Annotated in this window: 15 protein-coding genes; 5 read left to right on the forward strand and 10 right to left on the reverse strand. The window is 61.8% G+C overall.

Going from position 1 to position 12,647, the window contains the following annotated elements:
• Nucleotides 1–52 precede the first annotated feature (52 nt).
• Nucleotides 53–1,216, reverse strand: coding sequence for a lytic murein transglycosylase (locus tag E8Q41_RS06385; protein WP_246660114.1), 1,164 nt, complete (start codon nt 1,214–1,216; stop codon nt 53–55).
• Between the two features lie 247 nt (nt 1,217–1,463).
• Here E8Q41_RS06385 and galU point away from each other — a divergent pair, with 247 nt between their 5' ends.
• The 4 genes from galU to E8Q41_RS06400 all read left to right on the forward strand — a co-directional run bounded on the left by galU (nt 1,464) and on the right by E8Q41_RS06400 (nt 3,607).
• Nucleotides 1,464–2,351 carry a UTP--glucose-1-phosphate uridylyltransferase GalU gene (gene galU / locus E8Q41_RS06390; protein ID WP_170976383.1) on the forward strand — a complete coding sequence of 296 codons (888 nt, stop codon included), beginning with the start codon at nt 1,464–1,466 and terminating at the stop codon, nt 2,349–2,351.
• A gap of 150 nt (nt 2,352–2,501) precedes the next feature.
• Nucleotides 2,502–3,110, forward strand: coding sequence for an alpha/beta hydrolase (locus tag E8Q41_RS06395; protein WP_137154686.1), 609 nt, complete (start codon nt 2,502–2,504; stop codon nt 3,108–3,110).
• Entirely contained in the window at nt 3,107–3,244 is a 138-nt protein-coding gene (locus E8Q41_RS25490; RefSeq protein WP_170976384.1) for a hypothetical protein, read from the forward strand. The genes E8Q41_RS06395 and E8Q41_RS25490 overlap by 4 nt, the downstream gene beginning before the upstream one ends.
• A gap of 141 nt (nt 3,245–3,385) precedes the next feature.
• On the forward strand, nt 3,386–3,607 hold the full coding sequence (locus E8Q41_RS06400; RefSeq protein WP_137154687.1) for a hypothetical protein: 222 nt from the start codon (nt 3,386–3,388) through the stop codon (nt 3,605–3,607).
• Nucleotides 3,608–3,659: 52 nt separating this feature from the next.
• On the opposite strand, the gene ureG is transcribed toward E8Q41_RS06400, so the two are convergent.
• From ureG to E8Q41_RS06430, 6 genes are all read right to left on the reverse strand, one after another.
• A complete protein-coding gene (gene ureG / locus E8Q41_RS06405; RefSeq protein ID WP_137154688.1) occupies nt 3,660–4,277 on the reverse strand; it encodes an urease accessory protein UreG in 618 nt (205 codons plus the stop codon).
• Between the two features lie 63 nt (nt 4,278–4,340).
• Entirely contained in the window at nt 4,341–5,024 is a 684-nt protein-coding gene (locus E8Q41_RS06410) for an urease accessory protein UreF (RefSeq protein ID WP_246660101.1), read from the reverse strand.
• Nucleotides 5,002–5,466 (reverse strand): urease accessory protein UreE, encoded by a 465-nt coding sequence (gene ureE, locus E8Q41_RS06415; protein ID WP_137154689.1) that lies wholly within the window; start codon nt 5,464–5,466, stop codon nt 5,002–5,004. The genes E8Q41_RS06410 and ureE overlap by 23 nt, the downstream gene beginning before the upstream one ends.
• A gap of 1 nt (nt 5,467) precedes the next feature.
• Nucleotides 5,468–5,764: a putative quinol monooxygenase gene (locus E8Q41_RS06420; protein WP_137154690.1), complete on the reverse strand. Its 297-nt coding sequence runs from the start codon at nt 5,762–5,764 to the stop codon at nt 5,468–5,470.
• A gap of 143 nt (nt 5,765–5,907) precedes the next feature.
• Nucleotides 5,908–6,447 (reverse strand): peroxiredoxin, encoded by a 540-nt coding sequence (locus E8Q41_RS06425; RefSeq protein ID WP_137154691.1) that lies wholly within the window; start codon nt 6,445–6,447, stop codon nt 5,908–5,910.
• Nucleotides 6,448–6,595: 148 nt separating this feature from the next.
• A complete protein-coding gene (locus E8Q41_RS06430; protein ID WP_246660102.1) occupies nt 6,596–7,435 on the reverse strand; it encodes a transporter substrate-binding domain-containing protein in 840 nt (279 codons plus the stop codon).
• Nucleotides 7,436–7,504: 69 nt separating this feature from the next.
• Here E8Q41_RS06430 and E8Q41_RS06435 point away from each other — a divergent pair, with 69 nt between their 5' ends.
• The gene (locus E8Q41_RS06435; protein WP_137154693.1) at nt 7,505–9,421 is read left to right on the forward strand and encodes a glycosyltransferase; all 1,917 of its coding nucleotides are present in this window, start codon (nt 7,505–7,507) and stop codon (nt 9,419–9,421) included.
• A gap of 27 nt (nt 9,422–9,448) precedes the next feature.
• Here E8Q41_RS06435 and E8Q41_RS06440 read toward each other — a convergent pair whose 3' ends face one another.
• From E8Q41_RS06440 to ureC, 3 genes are read right to left on the reverse strand one after another with little or no spacing between them, the layout of a single operon-like run.
• A complete protein-coding gene (locus tag E8Q41_RS06440; RefSeq protein WP_137154694.1) occupies nt 9,449–10,123 on the reverse strand; it encodes a TIGR02117 family protein in 675 nt (224 codons plus the stop codon).
• A gap of 39 nt (nt 10,124–10,162) precedes the next feature.
• Nucleotides 10,163–10,933 carry a hypothetical protein gene (locus E8Q41_RS06445; protein ID WP_137154695.1) on the reverse strand — a complete coding sequence of 257 codons (771 nt, stop codon included), beginning with the start codon at nt 10,931–10,933 and terminating at the stop codon, nt 10,163–10,165.
• Nucleotide 10,934: 1 nt separating this feature from the next.
• Nucleotides 10,935–12,647, reverse strand: a complete 1,713-nt coding sequence (gene ureC / locus E8Q41_RS06450; RefSeq protein WP_137154696.1) for an urease subunit alpha — start codon at nt 12,645–12,647, stop codon at nt 10,935–10,937.

A 12,647-nucleotide genomic window follows, 5' to 3' on the forward strand; every position in this document is an offset into this window, starting at 1 on the left:
TGCGAAAGCCGGGCAGCGCCCGGCCTCCTCAGTCAGATGTAGGCGAGCCTCTTCAGCGACGCAAGGCGTTCAGGAGCGCCTCGGAGGGTTTGCCGTCCGGCTGCATGCCGAGCTGCGCCTGGATGGCGGCGATGGCGGTCTTGGAGCCGGAGCCGAAATTGCCGTCGATCGCGCCGTCATAATAGCCGAGCGCCTTCATGCGCTCCTGCAATTCGAACTTTTCCTTGACGTCCAGGGTTCCGGCCGGACGCGGCCAGTTCTGCTGCAGGCCGCCATAGCCGGCGATCTCGTCGGCCAGCATGCCCACGGCGAGGGCGTAGGAATCGGCGGCGTTGTATTTCTTGATGACGAAGAAATTGCGGGTCATCAGGAAAGCGGGACCATTGGCGCCGGCCGGCATCTTCAGCGTGGCGCGGTCCTTGCCATATTTGAAGCCCTTGCCGTTCGGACGCAGGAAGCCCAGCTTCTGCCATTCGCCGAGCGTCTTGGTGCGGCCGACATAATCGCTTGCGCCGCCGGGCGCGACCACTTCGTAACCCCAGGTCTTGCCCTCCTGCCAACCATTCTTGGCGAGCAGGTTTGCCGAGGTTGCGAGCGCATCGGGAATGGAGTTCCAGATGTCGCGGCGGCCATTGCCGTCGGCGTCATAACCATAGAGCAGGTAGCTCGTCGGAATGAACTGGGTGTGACCCATGGCGCCCGCCCATGAGCCGGTCAGGCCCTCGGCGGTGACGTCGCCGCGCTGGAGAATCTTCAGGGCCGCGATCAGCTGCGTGCGTGCGAATTTCGCCCGCTTCTTGTCGATATAGGCAAGGCTCGCCAATGCGCGCGGAACATTATGCAGCCTGTCGGGTTTTTCGAGAACCGCGCCGTAATTGCTCTCCATGGACCAGATCGCCAACAAAATATGACGATCCACCCCGAAATGCTTCTCGACCGCCGCGAGCGTGCGGCCATGCTTTCTCAGCATGTCGCGTCCGATGCCCGCCGTATAGGGATTCACCCGGCTGTCGAGATACTCCCAGATTCGGTGCTTGAATTCGGGCTGGAAATTGGCTTTCTCAATGACTGTGGGATCCGGTTCGCTCACGCCGCGAAAGGCGCGCACATAGGTGTCGCGGCTGATGCCGGCCTGGGCGGCCACCGGATAGAAGTTGTTGATCCAGTTGACGAAACCTTTGTCGGCATGGGCGGGGCCGGCAACAAGCGCGCCCATGATGGCGAGCGCGGGAGCAAAAGCGCGAATTCGGGTGAGGATCTCTGTGGGCTTCATGGCAATCATCCGGTTCATTCATGTTCCTGGACACCGACACCGCCGGTTAATGCGACAAAATACAGAGCCGTGGTCAACAAATTCTTTACCATCCCCTGCGCCTGCGGTCACTTCTTTAAAAAAAAGTAGTATCTCAGGGGCAAATACGTTCAGATATCGCACACAATCCAGATTCGAGAGATGGAGATCAGTGGTGGGTCACGCCAGAGTAAAGAAGGCTGTTTTTCCGGTCGCGGGCCTTGGCACGCGCTTTCTTCCGGCCACCAAGGCTGTTCCGAAGGAAATGATGACGGTCGTCGACAAGCCGGTTATCCAATATGTGGTGGATGAGGCAATCGAGGCGGGCGTCGAACATTTCGTTTTTGTCACCGGCCGCGGCAAAGGCGTCATCGAAGACTATTTCGATATCCAGTATGAACTGGAGGCGACGCTGAAGGCGCGCAACAAGAAGACCGAGCTGACGCTGCTCGAATCCATCCTGCCAAAGGCCGGCACCGCCAGCTTCACGCGCCAGCAAGAGCCGCTCGGGCTCGGCCACGCCGTATGGTGCGCCCGTGACATCGTCGGCCACGAGCCGTTCGCGCTTCTGCTTCCCGACATGATCATGAAGTCCGACAAGGGCTGCCTGAAGGGCATGATGGAACTCTATGAGGTTGCCGGCGGAAATGTGATCGCGGTGGAGGAATGCGCCCCCGAACTCGCTCACCGATATGGCATCGTCGCAACCGGCGAGGCCGTCGGAGAGGGTTTCCGGATCACTGATATGGTGGAGAAACCCGCTCCCGGCACCCAGCCGTCCAACTTTTTCATCAACGGTCGTTACATTCTGCAGCCGGAGATTTTCGAAATTCTCGAGACTCAGGAGCGGGGCGCCGGCAATGAAATCCAGCTGACCGACGGCATGCTCAAGCTTGTAAAGCAGCAGCCCTTTACAGGCTACCACTACAGGGGCGCGACTTACGACACGGGCGCCAAGGATGGCTTCATCATGGCCAATGTCGCTTTTGCCCTGTCGCGCGACGATATCCGCCCGCTGGTCGAGGCCGATCTCAAGGCGCTGATTGCAGCGCTGAAATAACTGTACAAACCCCGGCGGCGGCGCGATTTTCCGCGCCGCCGGTTTTCGTTTTTTATTTCCTACAGATATTATAGAAAAACTTTTCTTCGCTGGCGCGGCGCGCTATGACATCGTGGTTATCGTCGCATGGTGCGGCGAGGCAAATAAACGATGGCGACCCGATTGATCATTCCCGGCTTGAACGGCTCCGGTCCCGGACATTGGCAGCATGACTGGCTTGCCGATGATCCCGACGCTGTTCTCGTCCAGCAGCGGGATTGGGCGCGGCCGGACCTTGGCGAATGGTTGGTCCGTCTGGAAGATGCTCTTCGTGACCATCCCGGCGCCACGCTGGTGGCGCATAGTTTCGGGGCGCTGGTTGCCGCCAATCTCGCGGGGCGTCCGGCCGCAGCGCTGGTCGGCGCGGCCCTGCTGGTCGCGCCCTGCGATCCAGACCGCGTGCGCAGCCTTCATCCCGGCGCAGTCGGGACAGCCATGCTGCCCTGCGCTCGGGCGTCCTTTCCTGTCACCGTAGTCGCCAGCCGCAATGATCCCTACATGTCCATCGAGGATGCGCGTTCAATGGCAGACGGGTTGAACGGCGGTTTCGTCGATCTCGGTCGCGCCGGTCATATCAATATCAGCAGCGGCCATGGCCGTTGGCCGGCAGGCTATCGCTTGGCGCAGCGTCTCGAAAACGCCGACCGGCGCTTGTTCGCCCAATCCTTTGCCGCGGCTTCGTCGCAAGCCGCGCCCGCATATCTCAGGAGCCAATCATGACGATTGCAAGCAAATCCGCCCAGCGGCCCGTCCGGGTGTTTTCTCCCGCCACAGCGCTTGAAAAAACGGCAATGGCAGCGGCGACCCTGGCCGCCTTTGCCTTTGTGGGCTTAATCCTGTTCGGCCTCATTTGAGGATTCTGCGGCAAAGTGACGAGCTAAAAAGAGGCAAATGCTGCTTGAAGTGTCGGAACTTTGCCCCATTTCTAACATTAAACCCAACAAAAGCCCGATTTATTAACCGCGGTCGTGTAGGAGGGAAGTACGAACGCGTTGTTGGCCAAGGAGGCCATCATGTCTACGTTGAACGCCAGTTGGAATTTTTTGTCCGGCCTCGCGGTGCAATTTGGCGCGGAACCCATGCGCTGCGTTGACAAGACCAAATCACCGATGTTCGCCAAGGGACGCGGCAAGAAGAAGCGCCAGATCCGCAGGCTTGATAAGAAAGAGCGCCAGGAACTTGTCGAGAGCATTCGTCACGACGATTGGTTCGAGTGACGCCGCCATCATGGCCTGCCTGCTGCTGGGCGGCTAATCCGAAGGCCGCCTTTCAGGCCGCCAATCCACCATATCTTTTCACATAGCCGACAATCTCTTCGAGACCGTCTCCACGCTTGAGATCAGAAAAGACGAATGGTTTGCCGGCTCGCATGCGCGTCGCGTCGCGCTCCATCACATCGAGGTCCGCCCCGACATAGGGCGCCAAGTCTTTCTTGTTGATCAGCAGAAGATCGGACTTCGTAATGCCCGGGCCGCCCTTGCGGGGAATTTCCTCGCCCTGACAGACGGAAATCACATAGATCGTGAGATCGGCGAGATCGGGCGAGAAGGTCGCGGCGAGGTTGTCGCCGCCGGACTCGATGAAGACGATGTCGAGGTCGGGAAAGCGGCGGTTGAGATCGGCGATGGCGGCGAGATTGATCGAGGCGTCTTCGCGGATGGCGGTGTGCGGGCAGCCGCCCGTCTCCACGCCGACGATCCTGTCCGATGTCAGCGCCTGCATGCGCACCAGCGCATCGGCGTCTTCGCGCGTATAGATGTCGTTGGTGACGACAGCGACGGAAAATTCCTCCCGCATCGCCTTGCAGAGCTTTTCGGTGAGCGCCGTCTTGCCGGACCCGACGGGTCCGCCGATGCCGATGCGCAAGGGTCCGTTTCTCGACGTCATGATCAACAATCCTTCTTCAGTCGCGCCGGCCTGCCGCCATGGGCGGAAAGCCGCGAATTTCGTTTATGAGCGGAACAATCTCGTATGCTGGGTCTCATGTCGGAGTGCGGCGATATCGGCGCCGATCGTTGCGGAGCCGAGATCTTCGAGGGTCGTGTCGACCGTCTCCCGCGCGACAGTTACGATCGTTTCCTCGAAGCCCGCCAGAAGCGTCACGCCCTGCCGCTGACCGATGACGCCGAGCCGGATAGCGGCCGAGACGCCCTGAGACAGAAGCGCGTGGTAGAAGGCGGCGAGACAATCCTGGAGAGGAACCGACTGCGCCGCCGCCGCGACGCCGACGGCGACGCTGTAGGGCGGGCGCGGCCCCAGGCTGGCGAGGGCGGGGTGCGACCATTCCGCAGCGGCGGCGGCGAAGGCTTCGCCCACCGTCATTATTTCGAGATGACGTTCGGCGGAACCGGCCAGCGCTTCGGCGAGTGCCGCGACATCGGCGAGCCTGTCCGGATCTTCGAGGCTCCGCCATGCCTCCGCGAGCAGCACGCCGTCATTGCGCCATGCGCCGCGGATCAGCAGCGTGTCGAACCATTGGCGCAGTGTTTCGGCGTCGTTCGCCAGGCCGTCCTGAACCGCGCTTTCGAGCCCGCCCGAATAGGCGAAACCGCCGACCGGAAAGGCTGGCGACAGCCAGGCCATCAGGCGGATGAGCGCACGGGTGGAGGCGTCAGTGGCCATGATGATGGTCATGTCCGCCATGGCCGTGATAGGCGCCGTGGACAGGGCTGAACGGCTCTACAGTTTCGCGCACCGCCGCACCCAAACCCTCCAGCATCGCCTTGATCACATGGTCGCGCTCGATCAGGATGCGGTCGGGATCGATCTGGGCGGCGAGGTGGCGGTTGCCGAGATGCCAGGCGAGCTGCATCTGGTGAACGGCGTCGCGCGCCTTGATTTCGAGAAGTTGCTCCTCGGCGGCGACGACTTCGACATAGCCGTCCGCGCCGTCGATCATCAGGAGATCGCCGTGATCCAGCACGACGGGCTCCTTGAGATCGAGCATGATCACGTCGCCATTGGTGAGATGGAGGAGCTTGCGGCGGAGATGACGCTCGTCATGGGTCAGAACGACGGCGCCGACGGGATCGCCGGCTTCGGCGCTCTTGGAAATACGGATGGAGCGATAGGGCATGTCAGTTGACCTCCACATCGGCGGCGTCGACGATCTCGAGCCGCTGCTTCAGGACCGCGCCGGAGATCGCGGCGCCGAAGGCGGCGATATGCGGCGTCTTGAAATGGGCTTCGAGATGTTCGCGGCTCTCCCAGGTTTCGACGAAAACCAGCCGATTCGGTTGGCGGACATCGGCGTGAAGCTCATAGGAAATGCAGCCGGCCTCGGCCTGGGTGGCTGATATCAAAGGGTCTGCGGCGGCGATCACACGGGCGGTTTCGGATGGCTCCGTCTCCAGAACGGCGATGACATAGATCATTTCAACTCTCCTGCATGGCCGTATCTGAGGCCATTTTCCGATGTCGCGCAATGTTTTTCACGGGCTTTGCCCCAACAAAAACGCCCCGGAAATCATAGCGATCTCCGGGGCGACGTGCTGGATCTTCGGCAAGCAAAGGCCGATCAGGCGGCCTTTTTGAGGCCACGCAGGCTTTCGAGAATGTTCTGCGGGGAGGAGACGCCATAGGGGTCGGAATCGCAATTGTCGGAGAAGCCTTCTTCCTCGAACCACTGCTCGACCACGCCGTCATTGATGACGGCGCCGTAGCGCCAGGAGCGCATGCCGAAGCCGAGATTGTCCTTGGCGACCAGCATGCCCATCTTGCGGGTGAATTCGCCCGAGCCATCCGGAATGAGCTTGATGTTGGCGACGCCCTGGCTTTTGCCCCAGGCATTCATGACGAAAGCGTCGTTGACCGAGATGCAGTAGATTTCGTCGATGCCTTCGGCCTGGAACTCCGGATAGAGCTTTTCGAAATCCGGCAGCTGGTAGGTGGAGCAGGTGGGCGTAAACGCGCCCGGCAGCGAAAACAGCACCACGCGCTTGCCCTTGAAATAGTCGTCGCTGGTCTTGTCTTCCCAGCGGAACGGGTTCGGCCCACCGATGGATTCGTCCCGGACGCGGGTGCGGAAGGTGACGTTGGGAACTTTCTTGGCGATCATCTGATGTCTCCGTCAGGCTAGTCGCGACGGGGTCTCCGTCGCCCAATTCTTGTATTTTTTATACTAAGCAAAAACATGCCGCGATGCAGCACAAAATGCGGCACCGCAGCGGGCTGCATGCCTGCTTTGCACCCAGCGCATGGCTGAATTATAAACCTTTCGGAAAATACCGGAGATAGAGATCGGCAAGACGGCCGTTGCGGGCAATGGCGATCAGCGCGTGATCGAGCGCCTGGGCAATCGCCGGATTGCCGGCGCCCGTCATCATCGCCATGCCCTCGCCGAGAAAATGCGACGAGTAATAGGGGCCTCCGAGGAAATCGCAGCAATTATCCGCGTCTTTGGATTCCAGCCAGAAGGAGAGCTGAAGGGCGTCGCCGAACACGGCCTTGACCTCTCCCTTGCGCAGGGCCGCCAGCATGGCCGCACGATCCGCGAATCCGACCAGCGACAGTTGGGGGAAGAACGTCTTGGCCATGGCTTCATGCGCCGACCCGGTCAGCACGCCCACGCGACCGTCGCCGAGACCGCTCGGGGCGCGATCGGGACCGGCATCGCCGCGCCGGGCGGCGAAGCGAGCCGGCAGGCGCAGATAGACCCTGCTGAAATCATGGCTGCCGCGCAGATCCGACGTGATCCGAGCGCCGGCAATGGCGACCTCGCCTTCGCCCTTGTCGAGCCGGCCGACCAGATCCGCATAGGGAACCGCTTCGATCTGGCAGCGCTCCATCATCTCCAGTTCGCCGCAGATCTCGCGGGCGAGATCGACATGAAAGCCCGAAAGTTTGCCGGACTGATCGATGAAGTTGAACGGCGGGAAATCCAGCGTGGTCAGAAAACGCAGGCGGGGTATGGCGCGGAGATCGGGTTTGGCCACTTTCTCGCGGGGATCGAAGGGGTAGAGCATGCCGTGATCGGCGGTGGGCGCGGCCGGCGCTGGATTTACGGCGGCGGCCAGAATCGCCAGGAGAAAAAAACAACGTGACACAACTCCAGGCTTCATTATGATGGATCCGTTTTTCATCGAATTTTCTCTTTTACCGGATGTATCAGAGTCATGCTGGACGGGGAACGCTTTCATTTCGAGCATTGGCGACGACACAGAGACGCGGGCAAGAAGCCGGATCCGCAGCGCCCCGATCATCTGCACAAGGCTCGGCTCGACGGGGAAAGAGCCGTTCTCGCCAGGCTGGGACTGTCGAAGCCGTGGCTGGATGAGCTGGAGCGGCGGGCAGGGCTGAGCGGCGCGACGCTGGAGCAGGAACTTCTTTCGGATGGGCGGGTGCGGGAAGACGCCTATTACGGCGCGCTGGCGCGGGGACTCGGCCTTCCGTTCATGGACAATGTTCCGCCCGCCTTGCTGGCCGATTGCGCGGAGATCGACACGCAACTGGTGCGGCCGCGGATCATCCGCTGCCGCAAACCCGACGGGTCGCCGCTGACCGTGATCGTGCCCGAACTGTTGCGCCTGTTCGAAGAGAGGGCGCAATTCGAGCGCGCGCCGAGGCTGAGGGAGCAATTCGCCGTCACCACGCCCGGCGCACTGCGCGCCGCGGTGCGCGAGGCCGGCAGATTGCGGCGGGCGGATGAGGCGGCGCATGGATTGGCGCGGACGCATCCGGACTTCAGCGCCCATCAGGTGCTGTCGAGAGGCCAGAAGATCACCGCGACGGGGGTGCTGATCGCCGGCTTCGCGGTGATTGCGGTTCACCCGGCAGCTGTTACGGGGCTGCATTTCGTGTTTTCGATCCTGTTCTGCATCATGCTGGTGCTGCGGCTGGCGGCGCTCAAGGCTGGATCGCCGCTTAATCGCCGGCAAAGCTTTCCCGCCGATCTCGGACCGACGCCGGTCTACACCGTTCTCGCCGCGCTTTATGACGAGGCGGACGTCGTCGGCCAGTTGATCGAAAGGCTGGACGGATTGAACTGGCCGCGGTCGCGGCTCGACATCAAGCTTCTCTGCGAAGAGCGCGACGAAGCGACGATCGCGGCGCTGAGGGCGATCGATCTCGGACCCGAATATGAAGTGGTCGTCGTTCCCGACATCGGCCCGCGCACCAAGCCGAAGGCGCTGAACTATGGCCTGATCGAGGCGCGCGGCGAATTTCTGGTGATCTATGACGCCGAGGACCGGCCGCATCCAGACCAGTTGCTGGAGGCCTGGCACCATTTTCGCGCCGCGCCGGAGACCGCCTGTTTTCAATCGCCGCTGGTGATCGGCAATGGCGGAGCGGGCGCGCTGCCGGCGCTCTTCGCGCTCGAATATTCTGCGCTGTTTCGAAGGCTTCTGCCCTTCCTCGCCGCTCGCGGCCTGCCCCTGCCGCTCGGGGGGACTTCCAATCATTTTCGAACCGATGTCCTGAAAAGCGTTGGCGGCTGGGATCCCTACAACGTGACGGAGGACGCCGATCTCGGCATGCGCCTGCATCGAGCCGGCCATGGGACGGAGATGTTGACGCGTCCGACGGTGGAGGATGCGCCGACGCGACCGCGCGTCTGGATCAACCAGCGCAGCCGCTGGCAGAAGGGATGGATGCAGACCTGGCTCGCGCATATGCGCGACCCTCTCAGGCTCTACCGCGATCTGGGCTTCAGGGGATTTCTCGCCTTTCATCTGGTGGTGACGGGGCAGCTTCTCTCGGCGCTCGCCCATCCGTTGACGCTGCTGCTGGTCGCCTCGTCCATCGCGCATATGCTGACGTCGGAACCCTATTCGCCATTGCAGCAGGCGCTGTTTGCGATCGACCTCGCCAATCTTTTCGGCTCCTATACGGTGTTCACGCTGATGGGCTGGGGCGCGATGCCGCGCGAGGAGCGCAGGCGGCTCGGAACAGCGCGGTTCTTCGTGCCGGTCTACTGGCTGATGATGTCCTGGGCGGCGTGGAAGGCGCTCAGGGAATTGCGCGACCGCCCATTCTTCTGGGCCAAGACGCCGCATGAGGCGAAAGCGGGTTTGCGACGGGCGAAGACCTGACGACGGACACCGTATGATGTCCCTCGACTATCGCTCCCGATCGTGAAGGTCGAGCGAGAGAGCGAGCAACTGCGGCAGCGGCGTCCACCAGCCGGTGGTCACGCCGGCCTCGCGCAGCGCCGCCGCCGTCCAGGTGTTGCAGCCAATGAGCGCGTTGAACCAGCCTTCTGCCTCGAAGAAGGCGTCGCTTTCGCCATAGCCTGCGCCCGGGATGGGGAGCGGCTGGCCGTCCTTCCTCGTGAAGCTTCGCTCGATGTAATCGAGCAGCCGCGCATATCCTTCCGCATCGAGCGCGACGGCTCTGGCATCCGGGGCCTCAGTAAGCGCCGCCCGGGCGAGGGCGACATGCATCACGGCGCTGTCCACGGTCAGCGCCTTGAAGACCGGCAGGGGCTTGAGGTCGGCCCAGGCAGGCGTTTCGAGGTAGAAGGCGCGACCGCCCCAGCCGAGGATCAGCCAGGCGGCGTCGGGATGGGAGATCGGCGCGCCTGCGGCCTCGACAAAGGCGAAGCGGGCGCGGCTCGCGGCGTCGAGCGGGATGGCGATGTCGGTGTGGATCGGATTGGAAAGAACGAGGATCGTGGTGTGAGGCGGGCCGCTCTTCACGGAGAAGAATAGTGGGCGGGGGACGATGGCTCCAAAGAAAAGCGCCGCTGCAACCACAATGCAGAATACGCCTAAAAATTTAAGGCCCGCCGTCAATGATGGTCTATTTATCATTATTTCCAACCATCAAGAATTTCAGTGTTGTTTGAGGAGGTGGCTGATTTCCTTCCGATTTTTGCGCAAGTACTTCATATTATTTTTAAAGTGCGTCAAAAGGCCAATGGAGCCATGATCTGCAAGCGGGGCCATGTCGTCTTCTGTTAACGCGGCCCGGATCGCCAGCGCCAACCCCCACTCGTTTTGCGTCAGGTAGCCGATGCGGTCTATCGACCAGCCTTGTGTGCCTTGACCGTCGTCTCGGGTCTGATTGAACTGAAATGACGGGTTGCCGCCAAACACTCCAAACCCGAAGAAGACGACCGCCAGATCGGTCGCGAATTCCTCCATTTCACTACCGCCCGGTGGAAATGTTGGAAAGGAAAACAAAATTGAGTGACAGATCTCGTGGGCAAAAACGGCGATTAGCCTCTCTAAGTTTGGTTTCGACGTGGGGGCATAGGTGATCAGGTGTCGACCATTGCGGCGTTGATACACGCCTGCTGGGTCGCGCGGCGCGTTCTTTACGAGGGCTAGAGGCCCCAACTTGGGATCAATGGACGGGGCTTGCGGCTGTAGATCGTAATCAGAAGGAATAACCTTCATGTATGAGCAGACTGTTTCAAAAACAGCCTGAGCCAACTCGTGGCCGCTGGAGGCGATTGCGGGAAAGTCGCTTCGACGCGGATAACGAGTAGGAAAAAGTTTGAGACCGGCCTGGCCGCCCAGGTTTTCGAGAAGCCAGCCCCATGCTTCCATCTGCCATTCAAAATCTTCGATGGCTACAGTCGGCTTTGCACGCCAAAACATGTCAGAACAGGAAATAGCGCTGCGCCATCGGCAGCACGGTCGCGGGCTCGCAGGTCAGGAGCACGCCGTCGGCGCGGACTTCGTAGGTTTCGGGATCGACTTCGACATGCGGGGTCAGGTCGTTGTGGATCATCGACTTCTTGGAAATGCCGCCGCGGGTGTTCTTCACCGCCAGCAATTGCTTGGAGACGCCAATCTTCTGGGCGAGGCCGGCGTCCAGCGCGGCCTGGCTGACGAAGGTCACGGAGGAATTGGTGCGGGCCTTGCCATAGGCGCCGAACATATGGCGGTAATGCACCGGCTGCGGCGTCGGGATCGAGGCGTTCGGATCGCCCATCGGCGCCGCTGCGATCATGCCGCCGAGCAACACCATGTCAGGCTTGACGCCGAAGAAGGCCGGCGACCAGAGCACGAGGTCGGCGCGCTTGCCGACTTCGATCGAGCCGATCTCATGGCTGAGGCCGTGGGCGATGGCCGGGTTAATCGTGTATTTGGCGATGTAGCGCTTGACGCGGACATTGTCGTTGTCGCCCTTTTCCTCGGGCAGGGCGCCGCGCTGGCGCTTCATCTTGTCGGCGGTCTGCCAGGTGCGGATCGCCACTTCGCCGACGCGGCCCATGGCCTGGCTGTCGGACGAGATGATCGAGAAGGCGCCCATGTCGTGGAGAATGTCTTCGGCCGCGATGGTCTCTTTGCGGATGCGGCTTTCCGCGAATGCGATGTCTTCCGGGATCGACGGGCTGAGATGGTGGCAGACCATCAGCATGTCCAGATGTTCCGCCAGCGTGTTGATCGTATAGGGCCGGGTCGGATTGGTCGACGATGGGATGACGTTCAGCGAGCCGCAGACCTTGATGATGTCAGGCGCGTGACCGCCGCCGGCGCCTTCGGTGTGGAAGGCGTGAATGGTGCGGCCCTTCATGGCGGCGAGCGAATCCTCGACGAAGCCGGATTCGTTCAGCGTGTCGGTGTGGATCATCACCTGCACGTCGTATTCGTCGGCGACGGAGAGGCAGCAATCGATCGCGCCGGGGGTTGTGCCCCAGTCCTCATGCAGCTTCAGCGCTGAGGCGCCGGCGAGGATCATTTCCTCAAGGGCTGCGGGCAGCGAGGCGTTGCCCTTGCCGGCGAAAGCCAGATTCATCGGGAAGGCGTCGGCGGCCTCGATCATGCGCTGGATGTGCCAGGGGCCGGGGGTGCAGGTGGTGGCGAGCGTGCCATGCGCCGGGCCGGTGCCGCCGCCGAGCATGGTGGTCAGCCCGCTCATCAGCGCGTCCTCGATCTGCTGCGGGCAGATGAAGTGGATATGGGCGTCCATGCCGCCGGCGGTGAGGATCTTGCCCTCGCCGGCGATGGCTTCGGTGCCGGGGCCGACGATGATGTTGACGCCCGGTTGGGTGTCGGGATTGCCGGCCTTGCCGATGGCCGCGATGCGGCCGTCCTTCAGCCCGACGTCAGCCTTGACGATGCCCCAGTGGTCAATGATCAGCACATTGGTGATGACGGTGTCGATGGCGCCGTTGGCGCGAGTGACCTGGCTCTGGCCCATGCCGTCGCGGATGACCTTGCCGCCGCCGAATTTCACCTCCTCGCCATAGGTGGTGTAATCCTTCTCCACCTCCACGAAGAGTTCGGTGTCGGCCAGGCGCAATTTGTCGCCGGTGGTGGGGCCGAACATGGAGGCGTAAGCCGCGCGGGACATTTTATAGGACAT

Origin of the sequence: Rhizobium sp. FKL33 (assembly GCF_005222915.1) — a bacterium.
Taxonomy (GTDB): Bacteria; Pseudomonadota; Alphaproteobacteria; order Rhizobiales; family Rhizobiaceae; genus Rhizobium_E.

Excerpts from the sequence above, each read along its gene's own strand:
- E8Q41_RS06385 (WP_246660114.1), bottom strand. The coding sequence starts at position 1,216 with ATGGGCGCGCTTGTTGCCGGCCCCGCCCATGCCGACAAAGGTTTCGTC.
- E8Q41_RS06395 (WP_137154686.1), top strand. The coding sequence starts at position 2,502 with ATGGCGACCCGATTGATCATTCCCGGCTTGAACGGCTCCGGTCCCGGA.
- E8Q41_RS25490 (WP_170976384.1), top strand. The coding sequence starts at position 3,107 with ATGACGATTGCAAGCAAATCCGCCCAGCGGCCCGTCCGGGTGTTTTCT.
- ureG (WP_137154688.1), bottom strand. The coding sequence starts at position 4,277 with ATGACGTCGAGAAACGGACCCTTGCGCATCGGCATCGGCGGACCCGTC.
- E8Q41_RS06410 (WP_246660101.1), bottom strand. The coding sequence starts at position 5,024 with ATGACCATCATCATGGCCACTGACGCCTCCACCCGTGCGCTCATCCGC.
- ureE (WP_137154689.1), bottom strand. The coding sequence starts at position 5,466 with ATGCCCTATCGCTCCATCCGTATTTCCAAGAGCGCCGAAGCCGGCGAT.
- E8Q41_RS06420 (WP_137154690.1), bottom strand. The coding sequence starts at position 5,764 with ATGATCTATGTCATCGCCGTTCTGGAGACGGAGCCATCCGAAACCGCC.
- E8Q41_RS06425 (WP_137154691.1), bottom strand. The coding sequence starts at position 6,447 with ATGATCGCCAAGAAAGTTCCCAACGTCACCTTCCGCACCCGCGTCCGG.
- E8Q41_RS06435 (WP_137154693.1), top strand. The coding sequence starts at position 7,505 with ATGCTGGACGGGGAACGCTTTCATTTCGAGCATTGGCGACGACACAGA.
- E8Q41_RS06445 (WP_137154695.1), bottom strand. The coding sequence starts at position 10,933 with ATGTTTTGGCGTGCAAAGCCGACTGTAGCCATCGAAGATTTTGAATGG.
- ureC (WP_137154696.1), bottom strand. The coding sequence starts at position 12,647 with ATGTCCTATAAAATGTCCCGCGCGGCTTACGCCTCCATGTTCGGCCCC.